General features: G+C 30.7%; 20 protein-coding genes. All 20 read left to right on the top strand.

From position 1 onward, the window contains the following. Positions 1 to 1490 (top strand): ATP-dependent helicase (locus ACWI69_RS03795; protein ID WP_448820520.1); only part of this gene is annotated, 1490 nt, incomplete at its 5' end. A 20-nt stretch (positions 1491 to 1510) separates the two neighbouring features. Next, positions 1511 to 2353: a UDP-3-O-acyl-N-acetylglucosamine deacetylase gene (gene lpxC, locus ACWI69_RS03790; RefSeq protein ID WP_448820519.1), complete on the top strand. Its 843-nt coding sequence runs from the start codon at positions 1511 to 1513 to the stop codon at positions 2351 to 2353. Then, on the top strand, positions 2347 to 2772 hold the full coding sequence (gene fabZ / locus ACWI69_RS03785; RefSeq protein WP_023049909.1) for a 3-hydroxyacyl-ACP dehydratase FabZ: 426 nt from the start codon (positions 2347 to 2349) through the stop codon (positions 2770 to 2772). The genes lpxC and fabZ overlap by 7 nt, the downstream gene beginning before the upstream one ends. A gap of 19 nt (positions 2773 to 2791) precedes the next feature. Further along, complete coding sequence (lpxA, locus tag ACWI69_RS03780; RefSeq protein WP_448820518.1) at positions 2792 to 3565, top strand: acyl-ACP--UDP-N-acetylglucosamine O-acyltransferase; 774 nt, start codon at positions 2792 to 2794, stop codon at positions 3563 to 3565. Further along, entirely contained in the window at positions 3565 to 4368 is an 804-nt protein-coding gene (locus ACWI69_RS03775) for an LpxI family protein (RefSeq protein WP_448820517.1), read from the top strand. Before lpxA ends, ACWI69_RS03775 begins: the two co-directional genes overlap by 1 nt. Further along, positions 4365 to 5435, top strand: a complete 1071-nt coding sequence (lpxB, locus tag ACWI69_RS03770) for a lipid-A-disaccharide synthase (RefSeq protein ID WP_448820516.1) — start codon at positions 4365 to 4367, stop codon at positions 5433 to 5435. The genes ACWI69_RS03775 and lpxB overlap by 4 nt, the downstream gene beginning before the upstream one ends. A gap of 1 nt (position 5436) precedes the next feature. Continuing rightward, the gene (locus tag ACWI69_RS03765) at positions 5437 to 7278 is read left to right on the top strand and encodes an ABC transporter ATP-binding protein (RefSeq protein ID WP_448820515.1); all 1842 of its coding nucleotides are present in this window, start codon (positions 5437 to 5439) and stop codon (positions 7276 to 7278) included. 14 nt (positions 7279 to 7292) lie between these two features. Beyond that, the gene (rph, locus tag ACWI69_RS03760) at positions 7293 to 8024 is read left to right on the top strand and encodes a ribonuclease PH (RefSeq protein WP_448820514.1); all 732 of its coding nucleotides are present in this window, start codon (positions 7293 to 7295) and stop codon (positions 8022 to 8024) included. Continuing rightward, complete coding sequence (locus ACWI69_RS03755; protein ID WP_448820513.1) at positions 8024 to 8614, top strand: XTP/dITP diphosphatase; 591 nt, start codon at positions 8024 to 8026, stop codon at positions 8612 to 8614. Before rph ends, ACWI69_RS03755 begins: the two co-directional genes overlap by 1 nt. A gap of 49 nt (positions 8615 to 8663) precedes the next feature. After that, entirely contained in the window at positions 8664 to 12179 is a 3516-nt protein-coding gene (gene smc, locus ACWI69_RS03750) for a chromosome segregation protein SMC (protein ID WP_448820512.1), read from the top strand. Positions 12180 to 12194: 15 nt separating this feature from the next. Beyond that, positions 12195 to 13211, top strand: coding sequence for a tetraacyldisaccharide 4'-kinase (lpxK, locus tag ACWI69_RS03745; RefSeq protein WP_448820511.1), 1017 nt, complete (start codon positions 12195 to 12197; stop codon positions 13209 to 13211). Beyond that, the gene (locus ACWI69_RS03740; RefSeq protein WP_448820510.1) at positions 13201 to 13947 is read left to right on the top strand and encodes a hypothetical protein; all 747 of its coding nucleotides are present in this window, start codon (positions 13201 to 13203) and stop codon (positions 13945 to 13947) included. The genes lpxK and ACWI69_RS03740 overlap by 11 nt, the downstream gene beginning before the upstream one ends. A gap of 2 nt (positions 13948 to 13949) precedes the next feature. Next, positions 13950 to 14516: a nicotinate (nicotinamide) nucleotide adenylyltransferase gene (gene nadD / locus ACWI69_RS03735; protein WP_448820509.1), complete on the top strand. Its 567-nt coding sequence runs from the start codon at positions 13950 to 13952 to the stop codon at positions 14514 to 14516. Positions 14517 to 14626: 110 nt separating this feature from the next. Further along, positions 14627 to 15313 (top strand): isoprenyl transferase, encoded by a 687-nt coding sequence (locus ACWI69_RS03730; protein WP_448820508.1) that lies wholly within the window; start codon positions 14627 to 14629, stop codon positions 15311 to 15313. Then, on the top strand, positions 15314 to 16126 hold the full coding sequence (locus tag ACWI69_RS03725) for a phosphatidate cytidylyltransferase (RefSeq protein WP_448820507.1): 813 nt from the start codon (positions 15314 to 15316) through the stop codon (positions 16124 to 16126). It begins immediately after the preceding gene. 69 nt (positions 16127 to 16195) lie between these two features. Next, on the top strand, positions 16196 to 17350 hold the full coding sequence (dxr, locus tag ACWI69_RS03720; RefSeq protein WP_448820506.1) for a 1-deoxy-D-xylulose-5-phosphate reductoisomerase: 1155 nt from the start codon (positions 16196 to 16198) through the stop codon (positions 17348 to 17350). After that, the gene (locus tag ACWI69_RS03715) at positions 17298 to 18023 is read left to right on the top strand and encodes a dTMP kinase (protein ID WP_448820505.1); all 726 of its coding nucleotides are present in this window, start codon (positions 17298 to 17300) and stop codon (positions 18021 to 18023) included. The genes dxr and ACWI69_RS03715 overlap by 53 nt, the downstream gene beginning before the upstream one ends. Before the next feature lie 11 nt (positions 18024 to 18034). Beyond that, a complete protein-coding gene (locus ACWI69_RS03710) occupies positions 18035 to 19063 on the top strand; it encodes a M50 family metallopeptidase (RefSeq protein ID WP_448820504.1) in 1029 nt (342 codons plus the stop codon). 19 nt (positions 19064 to 19082) lie between these two features. After that, positions 19083 to 19691 carry a TetR/AcrR family transcriptional regulator gene (locus ACWI69_RS03705; protein WP_448820503.1) on the top strand — a complete coding sequence of 203 codons (609 nt, stop codon included), beginning with the start codon at positions 19083 to 19085 and terminating at the stop codon, positions 19689 to 19691. A gap of 194 nt (positions 19692 to 19885) precedes the next feature. Next, positions 19886 to 21271 carry a sigma 54-interacting transcriptional regulator gene (locus ACWI69_RS03700; protein ID WP_448820502.1) on the top strand — a complete coding sequence of 462 codons (1386 nt, stop codon included), beginning with the start codon at positions 19886 to 19888 and terminating at the stop codon, positions 21269 to 21271. Positions 21272 to 21295 lie beyond the last annotated feature (24 nt).

Below are 21295 nucleotides of genomic sequence, written 5' to 3'. Positions count from 1 at the left end.
CATCAAAATATAGAAATATATGTGTAGTTGGTGATGAAAATCAAAGTATATATGGATTTAGAGGAGCTAATATAAAAAATATATTAGATTTTGAAAAAGATTATAAAGATGCTTTGGTTGTTAAATTAGAAGAGAACTATCGTTCAACATCTGCAATTTTGACGGCAGCAAATGAAGTAATAAAAAATAATAAAACAGCAAAGGATAAAAATTTGTGGACTAAAAAGCCACAGGGAGAATTAATCACCGTAAAAGAGTGTTTAGATGGAAGAGAAGAGGTAAATTACATAATTGAAGAGATTATAAAAAGAAAAAATATGGGTAAAAGCTATAGAGAGTTTACAATTCTTTACAGAACAAATGCTCAATCTAGACTTTTTGAAGAGGGATTACTAAAATATAATATTCCATATAAAGTTTTTGGTGGAATGCAATTTTATCAAAGAGCTGAAATAAAGGATATAATAGCGTATTTAACAGTAATCAATAATCCGCAGGATACAATTAATTTGAATAGAATTATAAATGTCCCTAAAAGGAAAATAGGGGATAAGAGTATTGAGAAAATAAAAGAGTTTGCCAATGAAACAAATATATCTATGTTTGAAGCCATTGGAAAGGGAATGGAAATTCCAGGGCTAACATCAGGTGTAAAAATAGCTTTGGATGAACTTTATACAATATTAAGTGATTTAATGGAGCTGAGTAATGAAGTGAATGTCAGCCAAGTGTTTGACGAGTTGATAAAGAGAGTTGGATATTTCTCTTATCTTAATTCAACATATGGTGTAGAAGCTGAGGGAAGAATAGAGAATGTAGAGGAATTAAAAAACTCTATAGTGGAACTAGAAAAGACAGTAGATTTTTTAACGTTGAGAGAGTACTTAGAAAATGTATCTCTTATCAGTGCAACAGATGATTTGGAAGGGGAGTCTGATTATATAAAACTGATGACAATTCACAATTCAAAAGGCTTAGAATTTCCCGTTGTATTTTTAACTGGGGTAGAGGATGATATTTTTCCAGGTTCAAAGAAGGTTCTTTTCAATCCAGAAGAGTTGGAAGAGGAGAGAAGACTTTGCTACGTTGCAATAACTAGAGCAGAGGAGAAACTATATTTGACATATGCAAAAAGTAGGTTTGTTTACGGAGAGTTTTTGACAAAAATAAAATCCAGATTTATTGAGGAGCTCCCAGTGGAGGTTTTAGATAGGGTTGAGAAAAAAACTCAAGAAGTGCTACCGAAATCAAAGGTTCTCACAAATGATAAAAAGATAGTGGGTTACAAGAATATTATAACTGCTGAGGATTTAAAAAAGATGAAAGATATTTCTAATTCACCTTTTTCTATAGGAGAAAAAGTGGTACATACGAAGTTTGGATTAGGAAAAGTAATTGAGATATCAGAAAAGAAATTAGGTGTGCAGTTTGTAGATGGAAAAAAAGATATAGCCTTAGCTTTAGCAACAAAGTTTTTAACTAAGGCATAAGATTAGAAGGAGAGAATTTTATGAAGAGAAAAACTCTTAGTAAAGAAGTTCAATATAATGGAATCGGTCTTCACAAAGGTGAGCAGATAAAGATGAAACTAATTCCAGCTAAAAATGGTGGAATAGTCTTTAAAAGAGTGGACTTGGAAGAGGGAAGAAACATAATTTCTATGAGTATAGAAAATACATTTGATCTTACCAGAGGAACTAACTTAAAAAATGAATTTGGAGCAGAAATTTATACTATTGAACACTTTTTATCAGCTCTTTATATAGCTGAAATAACAGATTTAGTTGTGGAGATAGATGGGAATGAGCTTCCTATTGGTGATGGAAGTGCAAAATTTTTTCTAGAAATTATTGAAGATGCTGGAATTCAGGAACTAGAAGAGGATGTGGAAGAACTTGAAATAAAGCTACCGATAAATTTAACAGTGGGAGATAAACATATAATAGCATTGCCATTTGATGGGTATAAAATAACTTATACCATCAAGTTTAATCATACATTTTTAAAAAGTCAAATGTTAGAAATTGTTTTGAATAGGGAGAGTTATAAAAATGAAATAGCAAATGCGAGAACTTTTGGATTTGACTATGAAATAGAGTACTTAAAAAAGAATAATTTAGCTTTAGGTGGAACTTTAGACAATGCCATAGTTGTGAAAAAAGATGGCGTTTTAAATCCAAATGGTTTAAGGTTTGAGGATGAATTTGTAAGACATAAAATTTTAGATTTGATAGGTGATTTGAAAGTATTGAACAGACCAATAAAGGGGCATATAATAGCTATCAAAGCAGGACATGCTTTAGATATAGAATTTGCAAAATTACTTAAAAAGCAGGAGGAAAAAATATGTTAGATGTTATGGAGATAATGAAAAGAATACCACACAGATATCCATTTTTATTAGTTGATAGAGTTTTAGAAATGGATAAAGAGGCGCAAAAGATAAGAGGATTAAAAAACGTAACAGTAAATGAGGAGTTTTTTAATGGACATTTTCCAGGACATCCAATTATGCCAGGAGTTCTAATAGTAGAAGGAATGGCACAATGTTTAGGAGTTTTAGTTTTAGATGATACTGAAGGAAAAGTGCCTTATTTTGCAGCAATTGAAAATGTAAAGTTCAAAGCTCCAGTTAGACCCGGAGATCAGTTAATATATGAAGTACAAGTTGATAAGTTGAGAAGAAACATAGTGAAAGCTACAGGAGTAGCGAAAGTAGATGATAAAGTGGTGACTGAAGCATCATTTACATTTACTATTATGGAAAAATAGAGAGTAGGGTGAAAAAATAGTGACTGAAATTCATAGCACTGCTATAGTTGAGGATGGAGCGATACTGGAATCGGGTGTAAAGATAGGTCCTTTCTGTATAGTAGGAAAAGACGTAAGAATAGGGAAAAATACAGTATTACAATCCCATGTTGTAGTTGAGGGAATAACTGAAATAGGAGAAAATAATACTATATATTCTTTTGTTTCTATTGGAAAAGCTTCACAAGATTTAAAATATAAGGGTGAGCCAACAAAAACTATAATCGGAGATAACAATAGCATTAGGGAATTTGTAACGATTCATAGAGGAACAGACGATAGATGGGAAACAAGAATAGGAAGTAATAATTTATTGATGGCATATGTGCACGTTGCTCATGACGTAATAGTGGGAGATAGCTGTATATTAGCAAATGGTGTCACTTTAGCTGGACATGTAATAGTGGATAGTTTTGCTATAATAGGTGGATTGACACCTGTTCATCAGTTCTGTAGAATAGGGTCTTACTCTATGATTGGCGGTGGGAGTGCAATAAATCAGGATATTTGTCCATTTGTTATGGCTGAAGGAAATAAAGCTGTGATAAGAGGATTAAATACAGTAGGGCTTAGAAGGAAGGGCTTCACAGAAGAGGATCGTTCAAATTTAAAAAGAGCGTATAGAATTATATTTAGAAGTGGAAATCCATTAAAAGATGCTCTGATAGAGCTTGAAAATGAATTTCCTGAAGATAAAAATATAAGGTATCTTGTAGAGTTTATAAAAACTAGTAACAGGGGGATTACAAGATAATGAAAAAAGTTGGAATAATAGTAGGTAACGGCAAGTTACCTCTATATTTCCTTAAAGAAGCGGAAGCTCAAGGAATAGAGGTATACTTAATAGGACTTTTTGACACAATTGATGGAGAAATAAAAAAACATAAAAATTATAAAGATTTCAATATAGGAGAGATAGGAGAAATAATAAAATATCTCTTATTAAATGACATAAACGAAGTTGTGATGCTGGGAAAAGTAGAAAAGTCAATTTTGTTTCAACAGATGAAATTGGATTATTTTGGTGAAAAATTGATGGAAAAATTGCCAGATAGAAAAGATGAAACACTATTATTCGGTGTAATATCATTTTTGAGATTGAACAAAATAAAAGTATTACCCCAAAATTATCTATTAGGAAATATGATGTTTAGTGAGAAGTGTTATACAAAAGATACTCCTTCTGAAGAAGATAAAAAAACAATAGAGATAGGAGTTGAAGCCGCCAAAGCATTGAGTGAAGTAGATGCAGGGCAGACAGTTGTTTGTAAAGAATCTTCAGTTATAGCCCTAGAAGGAATTGAAGGAACTGATAAGACAATAGAGAGAGCGGGAGAGTATGCAGGTGAAGGTTGCATAGTTATAAAAATGGCAAGACCTCAACAAGATATGAGAGTTGATATACCGGCAATAGGAATAGAAACAGTAAAAAAAGCTGTACAAATAAAAGCTAAAGGAATTGTGGCTGAAGCAAATAAGATGTTGTTTTTAGATATGAAAGAATGTATGAAGTTAGCCGAGGAAAATAATATCTTTATTATTGGAGTGAAAATATGAAAATATTTGTTTCTACAGGAGAGGTGTCGGGAGATTTACACCTATCCTATTTGATAAAAGAAGCTAAAAAATTAAATAACAATGTGGAGTTTTATGGGGTGGCAGGTAAGTACTCAAAGGATGCAGGGGCTACTATAATACAGGATATCGACGAATTAGCTATTATGGGATTCACTGAAGCAGTAAAAAAATATACCTATTTAAAAAGTAAAGCTGAAGAGTATCTCGACTTTATAAGAAAAGAGAATATAAAAAAGGTTATCATGGTCGATTACGGTGGATTTAATTTGAAGTTTTTAGAGTTATTAAAAAATGAGATTGAGGATATTGAAGTTTTTTATTATATTCCTCCAAAACTTTGGATTTGGGGAGAAAAAAGAATAGATAAATTAAAGTTGGCTGATCATATTATGGTTATTTTTCCTTGGGAAGTTGATTTCTATAAAAAACATAATATCAATGCTGTATACCATGGAAATCCTTTTGTAGAAAGGTATCGGGAAATAGAGAGAAGAGGAGATAAAATTCTATTGCTTCCGGGGAGTAGGAAACAGGAAATAAAGTCTTTAATGCCGGAATTTTTAAGGCTTATAAGAAAAAATTCAAATGAAAAATATATTTTAAAACTTTCTTCAAAAGAGCACTTAAAGTGGATTGATGAAAATTTAACGGAACTGACTAATCTAGAGATTTGCTATGATGTATCACTAGATACGAGTGTAAAAGAGAGTAAGATAGCTATAGCTGCTTCTGGAACAGTGACTTTGGAATTAGCTTTACTTGGCATTCCAACAATAGTTGTCTATAAGACCAATTTTATAAATTATTTTATTGCTAAATATATTTTAAAAGTAGGCTTTGTATCTTTGCCAAATTTAACATTGAATGAAGAAGTTTTTCCGGAACTATTACAAAAAAGATGTAACTTTATTGAAATAGAGAAAAATATGAAAACTGTTTTAGAGAATTTAGACTCTGTTCAAGAAAAAATTCAACGAATAAGAGAGGAGCTTTCTGGAGTAGATATTACAAGAAGATATGCTGAATTTTTATTGAAAGGAAAATAAAATGAAAAAAATTAATAAATTAGATAGGAAAATAATGGGGTTTTTTAAAAATAAATCTTTAAAAACTTTCTTAAAATATAGTTTAAAATATAAAACTGCTATGTTGGGAGTAATTGTATTATCTACTATAACGTCGTTGATGAGTGCAGTCCCAGCATGGTTAAGCAAATATTTAATAGATGATGTTTTGGTAAAGAAAAATGCAAGAATGATGATGATTGTTATCGGTGCTATTTTTGCATCAACTATTTTAAAAGTTATAACAAATTATTTTGCTGACATTTCATCTGGTTATATAACCGAAAAAATAAGAAGAGATATCAAAATAGATGTATTTTCGCATTTGCAAAGGTTACCTATAGCATATTTTAAACAGAATAAATTAGGAGACTTAATGGCGAGACTTTCAGGGGACTCAACAACGCTTGGACGAATAGGATTCATGTTGTTTGATATGTTGAAAGAGTTTATCACTGTTATAGCTCTTTTATTTAGAATGTTTCAAGTTGATTTTATATTGGCATTAATATCATTGACGGTTTTACCTGCGATACTTTCTATGGTAAAAAAATATACGAAGAAAATTAGAAAATCAGGAAGAGTTAGGCAGGATACTGTCGGAGATGTGACTGCATTTGTTCAAGAATCGCTGTCAGGAGTGTCAGTTATAAAGGGTTTTAATAGAAGTGATAAAATCATAGAAAAATATATGGGTGTAACTCAAGAAGAGTTTGATAAAATATATAAAACAACGAAGATAAAAGCTAAAATATCACCTATAAACGAAGTTTTAGCAACATTAATGATATTGTTAGTGGCAGGTTACGGTGGGTATCAGATAATTGTTGTTCAAAGTATGACACCAGGAGATTTGATCTCTTTTATAACCGCATTAGGACTTATGCAACAACCATTAAAGACTCTGATTAAAAGAAATAGTGAACTACAAGAAGCTTTACCATCGGCGGATAGAGTTATTGAAATTTTGGATGAAGAGTTAGAACCGGATCATATAGGTGATAACGTTAAAGAGGTTCCTGAAATCATAAAAACAATAGATTTTGCTAATGTAGATTTTAAATATGATGATGGAGATGAAAAAGTACTTAACAACTTTAATTTGAATGTTAAAGCGGGAGAGGTAGTAGCTTTGGTTGGAAAAAGTGGAAGTGGAAAAACTACTTTGGTAAATTTATTACCAAGATATTATGATATAACATCTGGAAGTATAAAGATAAACGGTGTGGATATACGAGAGATGTCATTACAAAAATACAGAAACCATATAGGGATAGTACCACAAGAAACTTTTCTATTTAGTGGAACTATCGCTGAAAATATAGGTTTTGGAAAAGATAATGTATCTAGAGAAGAGATAATAAATGCTGCAAAAATGGCGAATGCATATAATTTTATAATGGAGTTACCTAATCAATTTGAGACTGAGGTTGGAGAAAGAGGAGTTCTTTTATCGGGCGGACAAAAGCAAAGACTTGCAATAGCTAGAGCCTTAATTCAAAACCCGAGTATTATGATACTTGATGAAGCGACTTCCGCTTTGGATACAGAATCAGAGAGACTGGTTCAAGATGCTTTAGAAACACTGATGAAGGGAAGAACTACATTTGTGATAGCACATAGATTATCTACGATAATAAATGCAGATAAAATAGTTGTGATGGAAAATGGAGAAATAAAAGAGGTTGGAACACATCAAAAGTTACTAGAAAATAATGGAATATACAGAAAACTTTATGAGATTCAATTTGGGAAAATAGAAACTATAGAAACAATGGATTTAATAGATAACCAAAAGCTTGAAGAGTTAGAGCAGTATATATAGAGAGAGGAAGAAAAATGATAAGATTAGATGGAAGAAAAACAGATGAAAAAAGAGAAGTAAAAGTTACTAGAAACTACACTATGTATGCTGAAGGGTGTGTTTTGATAGAGATTGGGAATACCAAGGTTATTTGTACTGCAACGGTTGTAGAGAAAGTACCACCTTTTTTGAAAAACCAAGGGAAAGGATGGATAACAGCTGAATACTCAATGTTACCAAGAGCAACAGGAGAGAGAAATCAAAGAGAAGCTGCCAAAGGAAAACTTGGTGGAAGAACAATGGAGATTCAAAGACTTATAGGAAGAGCTTTGAGAGCTTGTATCGATCTTGAAAAGTTGGGAGAAAGAACAATAACTATCGATTGTGACGTGATTCAAGCGGATGGAGGGACAAGAACAACGTCAATCACAGGTGGATATATAGCACTAGAGATGGCTATGAGAAGACTTGTGGAGAAAGGTATGTTAGCAGAAAATCCTATTATTGCTAATATTGCTGCAATATCCGTGGGAACAGTAAAAGGGGTTCCTGTATTAGACTTGATGTATACTGAAGATTCAGAAGCTGAAGTAGATATGAATGTAATTATGAACGATAAAGGTGAATTTATAGAGATTCAAGGTACTGGAGAAGAGGCGACTTTCTCAAGAAAAGAGTTAAATGAATTGTTGGATTTAGCAGAAAAAGGTATTTATGAGTTAATAGATATCCAAAGAAAAGAGATAGAGGAGGAATTTTCGAAGTAATGAAGATATTTTTAGCCACAGGGAATAAGAAAAAAATAGACGAGATGTTAAAAATTTTATCTGGATTAGATTTTGAAGTGCTTTCTATAAAAGATGGAATAAAAATTCCTGAGGTTGTAGAAGATAGAGATACTTTTGAAGAAAATTCAAAAAAGAAAGCGTTAGAAATAGCAAAATTTACAAATATGATTACAATTTCAGATGATTCTGGTCTTTGTGTTGACGCTTTGAATGGCGAACCGGGTGTTTACTCCGCTAGATATGCTGGGGAAGATGGAAATGACATGGCAAATAACAGAAAATTAATAGATAATTTACAAGGAGTAGAGAATAGAAAAGCAAAATTTGTGACTGTGATAACTTTAGGAAAACCAAATGGAGAGTATTACTCTTTTAAAGGGGAGATAGAGGGTTTAATCATAGATGAAGCTAGAGGTAAGGATGGCTTTGGATATGACCCGCATTTCTATTTACCAGAGTATAAAAAAACATTTGCTGAAATGCCTGAAATAAAAAATCAAATTAGCCATAGAGCAAAAGCTTTAGAAGCTCTGAAAAATGGAATTGATAAAATATTAAATATAGGCTAACCTAAATTGGGTTAGCTTTTTTTAAGACAAAAGTTATTAAGGAGATGAGATGTACTTAAAAGGCGTAGAAATTTATGGATTTAAGTCCTTCGGTGAAAGAATAAAAATAGATTTTGATGGAGGAATAACCTCTATTGTTGGACCAAATGGAAGTGGAAAATCAAACATATTGGATGGAATATTATGGGTTTTAGGAGAACAATCCTATAAAAATATAAGAGCTAAAGAAAGTAAAGATATTATATTTTCTGGAGGTGAAGGGAAAAAAGCTGCAAACTATGCAGAAGTTTCACTTTTTATAGATAACAAAGATAATTTTTTTCCAATTGAAGCTGAAAATATAAAGATAACAAGAAAAATGTCACAAAATGGCGACAATGATTATTTAATAAATGATAAAAAAGTTAGATTAAAAGATATTGGAGAGTTGTTTTTAGATACTGGAGTTGGAAAAAGTGCCTACTCTGTGATAGGTCAGGGAAAGGTAGAAAGAATAATATCTTCTTCGAATAAAGAGATAAAAAGTATAATAGAAGAAGCTGCGGGAGTAAAAAAGTTTCAGCAAAAAAAAATGGAATCTGAAAAAAGATTAGAGAAAGTTCAAAATGAACTTGAAAAAATAGAGCTAGTTTTAAGCGAAATTGGTGAAAATAGAGCAAGGGTTGAAAAGCAATCCAAGAAAGCCATAGAGTATCTGAACCTAAAAGATGAAAAAAATATTTTACAAAAAGGGGTATTAACATTTGACTTAAACTCTAAAAATGGTGTTTTGAAATCAGGTGAAAAAGAGCAGGAAAGACTATTGACAATAACTTCAACATTAGAAGAGGAGTTAAAAAAATTAGATTTAGAACTTAACTCAATAGAAAATAGAAGAAAAGAGTTGTATTCTAAAATAGAAAACTTCTCGGAAAGTAATACATCTTTAAAGTCAGAAATAGAAACTTTGGAAAAAGAAGAGATAAGAGTTAGAGAAAGAATAACTTCCTATAAGAGGGAGTTGAAGCAGAAAGAGGAAGAGATAGTTTTAGTAAAAAAAACAGTGGAATCTAAAGATCAAATATTAGTGAAACTGAAAGAGGAAAAAGAGAGAGTTGAAGAAAAAGTTTTAGATATTGAAATAAAAAATGGAGAGTTTGAAAAAGCCATTAAGGATAAAGAGTCAAAAAAAAGAGACAAAGAGATTAGCAGTGAATTAAAAAAGAAAAAAATAATGGATTTAGAAGTTGAAAAACTAAAACTTTTAAATGAGATAGAAAGCTCCACAAGAAGAATGAAAGGAAGCGAATTTAAGATTGCATCTTTGAAAGAGGAAAAAAATGGATTTGATAAGAAAATAGAGGAGAATTCAAAAGCACTGGAAGAAGCGTTGAAAAACAAAGAGCTAAAGCAAAAAGCTCTAAAAGAAACGGAAGAAAGACAGATAAAGTTAGAGCAAGAGATTAGTAATTTAAGCAAGGATATGAATAAAGCTGCAGAACTACTAAGAAATGCTGAGTTTGAAGAGAAAAGAGCTTCCGCTAAATTACAGGCATTATATAGAGTTCAAGAGAGTAATGAAGGATTCTATAAGGGAGTAAAGGAAGTTTTAAATGCAAAGATAGCGGGAGTAGAAGGGGCTGTAATTTCGTTAATAAATGTTCCTGAAAACTATCAAAAAGCAATAGAAGCAGCAATACCTGGAAATCTACAAGATATAGTTGTAACAACAAGTGAAGTGGCTAAAAAAGGAATAGAGATTCTAAAAGAAAAAAAAGCTGGAAAAGCTTCATTTTTATCTTTGGATACAATTAAAGCGGGTTCAATAAAAGATATACCTAAAAAAGATGGAGTTGTGGGAAGAGCATCTGACTTAGTATCTGTGAATAAAAAATATAGTAAAGTTTTGGATATGTTACTAGGGAATATTCTAGTTGTAACAGAGATTGACGTAGCTTTAAAAATATTGAAAAAAAATAGTTATAGTGGAAATATTGTGACTCTTTCTGGAGAACTTTTAAGTTCTAGAGGAAGAATAACGGGTGGAGAAACTTCAAACTCTATTGTGTCTCAAATTTTTGAAAGAAAAAAAGAAATCAAAATTTTGGAAGAAACTGTGAATAATATATCGATTAAGCTAAAAGAATGGAATGAAAAAATCCAAATTATGAGTAAAAAGCTTGAGAAGTATGAAGAAGAAATCGGTGGAATAGATGCTTTAGAGGATAGTTTAAGAAAACAAACTAAAATAGCAGAGGAACTTTATTTGGACTTAAAGTCTAAAAGCGAGAAATTAGAGAAAGAAAAAAGAGTAGTGGATATAGAGATTCAAGAAGAGGAAAATTATAGTAAAGAATATGCCAGAAGAGTAGAAAATTCTCAGAGCGAAAAAGAGATAACTGAAAAAATAGTGTCGGATTTAAAAAATGAGCTAGATAATGAAAATTCAACAATTCAAATTTTAAGCACAGAGATAAATACTTTAAGAGATGAGTTTTCAGATATAAGAATACTTTATTTAAATAGCAAAGATAGATTTATTCAAATCGAAAAAGAGGAAGAGAGAGAAAGAAGTGAACAAAGGGAGCAACAGGAAAAACAGAATAAAATATTAAATGTTTTAGATGAAATAAAAAAAGAGCTTGAAAAATTGGAAGAAAAAGCTCATACTATAGCAGAAGATATAAAAGATAAAAATATAAAATTTGAAAATGAGAATCAAGAACTAAAGGAGATGAAAAAAGAGGATCATATTTTAGAAGAAAAGTCGAAAGATATGATAAGAGGTTCAAGAGAGATTGAGACAACTTTATTTAAAGAAAAAGAGATTTTAAATAGAGAATTGGAAAGAAAAGAAAGAATTTCTAGAGAAGTTGAAGAGATTTTAGTTCAATTAGAAGAGTTATTGGAGGTCGAAGAATACATAGTCAGTGAAGAGGAGATAAAGACTTCTAGAACAAGGGTGAGAGAATTAGAATTAAAATTAAGAGAGTTTGAATCTGTGAATTTACTTTCAATTGAAGAGTTTAAAGAGTTAGATAATAAATATAAGTTTATTGATTTACAAAGGGAAGATTTAGTAAAAGGAGAGAAAAGCCTTTCTCTTTTAATAAAAGAGATTGACCAGACAATTGAAGAAAAATTTTACGAGGCGTATGAAGAGATAAATAAAAATTTTAATGAGATGTGCATTGAAACATTGGATAACTCTGAAGGAAAATTATCGCTTCATAATGGAGAGGATTTCCAAAATTGTGGCGTTGAGATATCGGTTAAGTACAAGAATAAAAAGAGACAAGCTCTCTCACTTCTTTCTGGTGGAGAAAAATCAATGGTTGCGATAGCTTTTATAATGGCGATATTTATGTATAAACCAAGTCCCTTTACATTTCTAGATGAGATTGAGGCTGCTCTGGATGAAAAAAATACTAGAAAATTGATTGGAAAATTGAAAGAGTTTACTGATAGATCTCAATTTATTTTAATAACTCATAATAAAGAAACTATGAAAGCGTCGGATTCTTTATATGGTGTAACAATGAATAAAAAAATAGGAATTTCCAAATTAGTTCAAGTAAAAATTTAATAAAGAGAGGAAAAAATGAGACTTTTATCGTATATATATTTTTTAATAACCTCAACACGAAATTGGCTTTACGATAAAAGGTATCTTAAAATAAATGAGATACCAGATGTTGATATTTTATGTATAGGGAATATAACTGTTGGAGGGACGGGAAAAACTCCAGCAGTTCAGTTTTTTACAAAAAAACTTTTGAAGATGGGGAGAAAAGTCGCCATAGTGTCAAGAGGATATAGAGGAAAAAGAAAGATTGACCCAATGATAGTGAGTGATGGTAAAAAAATATTGGTGACATCTAGGGAAAGTGGTGATGAGCCATATATTCATGCCTTGAATTTAAAGGTTCCTGTCATTGTGGGAAGAAATAGATATGAAGCTTGTAAATTAGCGGTGGAGAAATTTGGAGTAGACACTATAATATTGGATGATGGTTTTCAACATAGGAAACTAAAAAGAGACAGAGATATAGTGTTGATAGATGCAACAAATCCTTTTGGATGGGGAGCGTTGTTACCCAAAGGTACTTTGAGAGAAGATTTCCAAAAGGGTGGAGAAAGAGCGAGTGAATTTATAATAACAAAATCAGACTTAATATCTGAAAGTGATTTAGAAACATTAAAAAGATTTTTAAAAGTAAAATTTAAAAAATCAGTTTCAGTTGCTAAGCATGGAGTAACTTCGTTATGCGATATAAAAGGAAATGCAAAACCGTTATTTTGGGTGACAGGAAAAAGAGTTCTTCTATTTTCAGGACTTGCAAACCCACTTAATTTTGAAAAAACCGTAATTTCTCTAAATCCAGAATATATAGAAAGAGTGGATTTTATGGATCATCATGATTTTAAAGAGAAAGACTTTGATGTTATAAAAAAAAGAGCGAAAGCAATGAATGCAGATTTTATAATAACAACAGAAAAAGACTTGGTAAAATTGCCTAAGAAGTTAGAAATAGATAATTTATTTGTTTTAAAAATAGAGTTTACAATGTTAGAAGATAATAGCTTAAAAGGATTTGGTGAAATAAATGAAAAGTAGAATAGAAAAAAGAGTAGCAAAAGTAATTGAGAACGCGGATACTCTTGATAAAAGAGCCTACTTGACTGTTGATTGTGACGGAGTAATTAAGAGAAAAAAAATGAATTTTTCAATACCTTTGATGGTCTTTTGTAAGAGTGATGAGATGTTTATGAGAGTTTTAGAGAGGGAAAGTAATAGAACTGAGAGGTTTAAGGAAAAAAAAATAGATAGACTATCGAATATACCTATTGATAAATTAAAAGAAAATTTTATAAAATTAGTGATAAAAGGAGAGCTAGAATTTTCCAAAAAGTATGGAAAAGAGTTAGCGTTAAAAGATAAAGAGGAGTTTATAAAAACGTTATTTAATCTATCACTTATGGATAATATATATTTTTATAAACCATTGATGGCTTTGGCAATGAGAGAAATTCTGAACGCTGTGGGTTGGATAGATGAGATTGGTTATCTCGTTATCAGTTACTTTACGAAACAGAGGTATGATTTAAGCTGTCTAGAGAGCTCTGAAGAGATTGAAGATAGGAGTATAGAGATTCCTAAAGATTTTGAAAATTTAGCACTGTTAGCATATAAAAAAGTTTTAGAAAGCTATAGCTATAAGAATGAGAAAAAGTATAGAATGATGTTACTAAATGGAATTAAAAATCAAGATAAGGCGCTTCAATGGGAAGTTGGTGGAGAACTACTAAATAATACAAAATTTTTAATTGAAGCAGTTGCGGAGATTGATTAAAAATGAAGATAGGTATATATGGAGGGAGTTTTAACCCTATTCACAATGGACATATATATATGGCGAAGTTTATTGTGGATCACTTGAATCTGGATAAGCTTCTTATTATACCTGTAGGAATTCCCTCCCATAGAAAAAATATATTGGCAGATGCGAATATGAGACTAAAGATGTGTGAGATAGCATTTAGAAATGAAAAAAAAATAGAAGTTTCAGATATAGAAGTGAAATCAAAGGATATTGCATTCACTTATGATACACTGTTAAAAATTATTGAGATGTATCCAAATAATGAGTATTATGAGATTATTGGTGAAGACTCAGGAGCATACTTTCATAGATGGAAAAATTATAAAGAGATTCTAAAATTAGCGAAGGTTGTTATTCTTCAGCGAGAAGGATATAGCACATTATTAAAAGATGCGAATATTTTACAGGTAAAAAATCCATTTTTGAATTTTTCTTCAACTGGCGTGAGAGAGGCTATTTTAAAAGAGGAATCCATAGAAAGCATGGTACCAAAAGAGATAGCAGAGTTCATAAAAACTAATAAATTATATAAAAGATAGAAGGAGGTAGCGTAAAAACTACCTCTTTTGTTCATTTAGGAAGCATTTTTTTATGGAAAAAATGTTCTAAATATGGTAGAATTTAGTGATTTATTGAGAGGAGAAAAATAATGAGTTTAAGAGTACCAAGTCATATAGCAATAATTATGGATGGGAATGGACGATGGGCAAAAAAAAGAGGGATGCCCAGAACATACGGACATAAAGCAGGAGCAGATACTTTAAGGAAAATATTAACTTATTGTGGAGAGTTAGGTGTAAAATATTTGACAGTTTACGCTTTTTCGACTGAAAACTGGAAAAGAGCAAAGGAAGAAGTAGATGCTTTAATGTTTCTTTTCAAAACTTATTTAAAAAATGAAAAAAAATTATTGATGAAAAATAATGTGAAATTTTTAGTTTCTGGAAGAAGAGAGGGAGTTAGTCAGGATTTACTTGCAGAAATTAATAGGTTAGAAGAGGCAACAAAAGGAAATACGGGAATAACGTTGAATATAGCTTTTAACTATGGTGGACGAGCTGAACTAGTTGATGCTATAAAAGAAATTATAAAGCATGATGAAAAGGAGATAACAGAAGAAATTGTAGAAAAATATTTATACAACCAGTTACCTGATCCAGAGTTACTAATAAGAACAAGTGGAGAAATGAGAATTTCTAATTTTTTATTGTGGCAAATAGCCTACTCTGAAATATATGTAACAGAAACTTATTGGCCAGACTTTGATAGAGATGAGTTGATAAAGGCCATAGAAAGTTATCAAAAAAGAGAGAGGCGTTTTGGAGGAGTAAAGTAGATGGTGAATAGGATATTAGTAGCTTTAATAGGAATACCACTTTTGATAACAGTATTGTTAAAAGGAAGTTTTTTACTGTTACTGTTCGTAAATTTTGTTGTTTTAGTTGGACTATTTGAGTTTTACAAGATGGCAGAGATTGGTGGGAAAAAACCGGATGTAAATTTGGGGTATATAGCTGGACTGGCTATACCAAATATAATCTACTTTGTAAATGTAGATAATTCGACGCTTGTGCTTATGCCGATAGCTCTATTAATAATAGCTTTAATAGGAAAAAAAGTTTTACAAAATAAAGTTGAAAATTCAAGTAGAGATATTGGTATCACACTGCTTGGAGTTATCTATGTTTCTGGATTGTTTACACATCTATTATTAATGAACTATTTACCAAATGGTGGGAAATGGTTATTGACAATCCAGATTTTAGTATGGGTATGTGATTCATTTGCATATTTTGTAGGAATGGGAATAGGAAGGAAAATATTTAAGCAAGGATTTAGCTCAATAAGTCCAAAAAAATCGATAGAAGGTTCCATTGGAGGAATAGTTTTTACAATGGGAGCAATCTATTTAATAAATAAATATTTTAGTATTTTTGGAACCGATATAAGTACGGTGATTGTTTTACTGTTTGGTTTGTTAATTAGTATAGTAGCCCAGATAGGTGATCTAGGTGAATCTATGTTCAAAAGAGAATTTAAAGTTAAAGATTCAGGGAAATTATTAGGAGAGCATGGAGGAATATTGGATCGTTTTGACAGTATGTTATTCGTTGTACCAGTTGTATATTATCTATTAAAATTTATTTAGAGAAAAGGTAGCTTAAAAAGGCTACCATTTTTTTAGAAGAGAAATAAAAAGAGTTTGAGGAGAAAAAGTATGAAAAATATAACTATATTGGGTTCTACAGGAAGTATTGGAACAAATGCATTAAAGGTTATAGAAGCCAAAAAAGAGAAATTTAAAGTTATAGCTATGTCAGCATATTCTAATTTAGAGTTATTTAAAGAACAAGTGGAGAAGTTTAATCCAACATATCTTTGCATAGGTTCTGAAAAAAATGCAAAAATTTTAAGGGAGTTATATCCTGAAAAAATAATCTGTTTTGGAGATGAAGGATTAAAAGCGATGGGAGCTTTAGAGGAGGCTGATATAGTTTTAACGGCAATAAGTGGTGCTATTGGGATTGAGGCAACAGTGGAGGCGATAAAAAAAGAAAAAAGAATTGCTTTGGCAAACAAGGAGACAATGGTAGCAGCAGGAGAGTATATAAATAAACTTTTACAAAAGTATCCAAAAGCGGAGATAATTCCTGTAGATAGTGAGCATTCGGCTTTATTTCAGAGTATGCAGGGAAATAGAAAGGAAGAGATAAAAAATTTAATTATAACAGCTAGTGGAGGACCTTTTAGAGGTAAAAGTTTAAAGGAGTTAGAAGAGGTAACGATTGAACAAGCTTTAAAACATCCAAATTGGTCGATGGGAAAAAAAATTACAATCGATTCTTCGACTTTAGTTAATAAAGGATTGGAAGTGATAGAGGCACATATGTTGTTTGGGATAGGGTATGAAAATATAGAGGTTTTAGTTCACCCTCAAAGTATTATACATTCGATGGTAGAATTTGTAGATAATTCTATAATAGCTCAAATGGGAGCACCAGACATGAAACTTCCGATTCAGTATGCTTTTACATACCCAAAAAGAGAAAATAGTAGGGTGTTGGAAAGATTAAGTTTAAAAACTTTGACAGAGCTTACTTTTAGTCAGGTTGATAACAAGGTTTTCAAAGGGGTAGAATTAGCTTTTCAAGCGGGAAAGACAGGAAAGACAATGCCGTGTGTGTTTAATTCAGCAAACGAAGTTGCAGTGGAGTTATTTCTAGAAGGGAAAATAAAATTTTTAGAAATATATGAAATAATAGAAAGAGCTATGAAATTTCATAAGGTGAGGGAGATGGACTCTTTAGAAGTGATAAAAGATGTGGATAAGGAAACAAGAAAGTGGGTTTATAGTAATTATGCAAGAGATTAAAAAAGGAAAACTTATAGTTATAGAGGGAACAGATTCGAGTGGAAAGGAAACACAAACAGCGATATTATTTGATAGATTATCAAAAAAGATAAATAAAATAAGGAAGATATCTTTTCCTAATTATGAGAGCCCGGCGTGTGCTCCAGTAAAAATGTACTTAGCTGGTGATTTTGGAAGTGATGCAGAAAAAGTAAATCCATATCCAGCTTCAACAATGTATGCAATAGATCGCTATGCTTCTTATAAAATGGACTGGGGAGTTTTTTATAATGAGGGTGGAATAATTATAACCGATAGATATACAACATCAAATATGGTTCATCAAGCATCTAAAATAAATGAATCCGAAGAAAAAGAGAGTTATTTAGCATGGTTGGAAGATTTAGAGTATAATAAAATGGGAATACCAAGACCAGATTTAGTTATTTTTTTAAATATGCCGATAGAAACTGCTCAAAAGCTAATGTTTGAAAGGAAAAATAAAATAACTGGTGGAGATAAAAAGGATATACATGAAAAAAATATTGAATATTTAAAAAAATCTCATAAAAATGCGTGTGAGATATCAAGAAAATATTTTTGGAAAGAGATTAAATGTGTTGAAAATAATAGATTAAAAACAATAGAAGAAATTTCAGAAGAGATTTTTAAATTAGTGAATGAAATTTTATAACAGGAGGAAAGATGGATATAGTAATAGCTCTATTGTTACTAGGGTTAATAATTTTTATACATGAGTTGGGACATTTTTTAGCAGCACGATTTTTTAAGATGCCCGTTTCTGAGTTTGCGATAGGAATGGGGCCAGAGTTATACTCCTATTATACTGGAAATACTCTGTATTCTATTAGAATAATACCTATAGGTGGATTTGTTAATATTGATGGTATGGAAGTTGGAAGTAAAGTAGAGAACGGTTTTAATAGTAAACCACCATTCGAAAGGTTTGTTGTTTTATTTGCTGGAGTATTTATGAACTTTATGTTGGCTTTAGTAGTGATTTTAGGAATAACATTTGCCGCTGGTAAAGCTATTCAAAATACAAATCCAATAGTAGGAAATATAATAAATACTGCTAAAGCTTCAACTATTTTAAAGAAAAATGATATTATAAAAGAGATTGATGGGACAAAAATAACTACTTGGTCTGAAATAGGAGAAACGATAGCGAAAGATTCTAAAAATAGAGAATCTTTAGATGTAGTTATAGAAAGAGATGGGAAAATATTGGATGTAGTAGTCCCATTAACTAAAGTAAGTGAAGAAAAACCAGCAATAATGGGGATAGTTCCTGAATATAAATTCGAAAGATATAGTTTTGGAGAGGGAATAAAACAATCTTTTAAAACATTTATAGGGGTATTTGAAGATACTTTAAGTGGAGTTAAAATGCTTATTACAGGAAAAGTAAAAGCAAAAGATATCAGTGGTCCGGTTGGAATAGTTAAAGTTGTAGGAGATGCAAGTAAAAGTGGAAGTTCAGGAATTTTAATCTGGTTATTAGCAATACTGTCAATAAATGTGGGAATATTTAATCTATTACCTTTCCCAGCATTAGATGGCGGAAGAATTATATTTGTTATTTTAGAATTAGTTGGAATAAAGGTTGATAAAAAACTTGAAGAGAGAGTTCATACAGTAGGTATGATAACATTGTTTGGATTGATAATATTTGCAACAGCTAACGACATATTTAATATTTTTAAATTTTAAAAAATAAGGACGTGATAGTGTGACAAAAAGAGATCGTATAAAGAGAACAGCAACTATTTTATTTGCAGCTAATGGAATTAGAAATACAAAAATAGAGGATATAGCTAACGTTCTAGGAATGGCAAAAGGGGGCTTCTATTATTATTTTAAAAGCAAAGAGGAGTTATTATTAGAAATAATGGATAACTCAGTTATAAGTAGAAGAGAGTTTTTAAAGGAAGTTGGAGATTTAGAAATTCCATTTGAAGAAAAATTAAAAATGATTGTCAGAAGGAGATTAACCTTAAAAGATGATAGATATAATTTGTTTTTATTTGCAAAAATCTATGAAAATGGAGAAATAAATCTGACATATGATGAATATATGAAAAGAGATGTTATATTCAGTGAATTTTTAAATAATAATAAAGATCATATAAAAGAGGAATATAGGAGTGAAATAGAAAAAATTAGAACAATGCTGAGCTCTTCATTGACGACATTATTGTTGTACTTAATAACTAAAACGGGAATAGATGTAGTAGATGAGGATAGTTATAAAAGAATGGTCGAAAAGTATGCAACTATTGACATAACTAGAGAAATAGAAATTTTTTATAATCTATTTTTAAAGTCTATGTTAAATTAACTTACACAAAAAGCATACAGTAGTGTAGAAAATCTAACAAAATAAAAAGGAAAAGATAGAAAAAAATAGAATTAATGTTTAGAGTGAAACTGTTTGGAATAATCTAGAACAGAAAATTTAAAAAAGTCTTGAAAAATAACAAGATATCAATTATAATACAGTGTTAACGAAAATAGAAGCTAGGAGGAAAAAAGATGAAAAAATCAATATTAGTAGTTTCAGAAAGAAAAGAAACATTAAAACAAGTAAGAAAAGCTTTATCAGAAGTTTATGAAATAATAACGTTTAATAACTTATTAGATGCTTTAGATATGTTGAGAGAGAGTGACTTTGACGTTGTTCTATTAGATGAGTATTTAACATGGTTTAATTTTTCAGAGGCTAAGAGAAAGCTGAATGGAATAGGAAAAGATTTTGTAGTAATAGGTTTACTTGATGAGGAGAATGAAACTTTAATTCAAGAAATGAAGGAAGCGGATATCTATAACTATCTATTAAAACCAGTGGATGTTAAAGAAATGAATAGAATAATGATTCCAGCTTTAAGAAGCTTGGAGATTGTAAAAGAAAAAAGAAAGCTGGAGGAAAAACTTTCAGATACAGAGGACGAAAATGAAATAATTGGACAATCAGCTAGAATCAAAGAGGTAAAAAATTTAATTGATAAAGTAGCAGAAAGTGATTTAACTGTTTTAATAACAGGAGAAAATGGAGTAGGAAAAGAGCTAATTGCTAAAGAGATATTCAAAAAGAGTGATAGAAGAAAAGAAAATTATATCACAATTTCATGTGCTTCTTTACCAGAAGATTTAATAGAAAGAGAATTATTTGGTTATGAAAGAGGAGCATTTTTAGGAGCGACGACTAGTAAAAAAGGAATTTTAGAAGAAGCAGACGGTGGAACAGTATTCCTTGATGAAATATCAGCAATGGATTTAAAAGCACAATCAAAAGTTCTTAGAGTTATAGAGTACGGAGAGTTTAGAAGAGTTGGTGGAAATAAATCAAGAAGAGTAGATGTTAGATTTATTGTATCTACTAACAAGGACTTAAAAGAGGAAACAGAAAAGGGAAAATTTAGAAAAGATTTATATCATAGATTAACAGCTTTCCCAATTGAAGTTGCCCCTTTGAGGGATAGAAAAGACGATATTCCAATGTTAGCAAATTATTTCCTGAATAAAATTGTAAAAGATTTAAGAAGAGAGATACCGGTTATTTCAGGAGATGCTATGAAGTATTTAATGGAGTATTCATACCCTGGTAATATAAGAGAGTTAAAAAATATGATAGAAAGAATGGTAATTTTATGTAATGATAGAAGCATTGATGTAGAAGATTTACCATTGGAAATAAAGATGAAATCTGATACAGTTGAAAACAAAACTGTTATTGGAGTAGGACCTTTAAAAAATATATTAGAACAAGAGATATATGCTTTAGACGAGGTTGAAAAAGTAGTAATTGCAATGGCGTTGCAAAAGACAAGATGGAACAAGCAAGAAACATCTAAACTTTTAGGAATTGGAAGAACAACTCTTTACGAGAAAATCAGAAAATATGGATTGGATACAAAATAATATTTACAAAATTCTTCGGAGGGA

This window comes from Cetobacterium sp. (assembly GCF_977044495.1).
The sequence above is the reverse complement of the archived record's forward strand: the minus strand, read 5'-3'. Positions and strand labels throughout refer to the sequence as shown.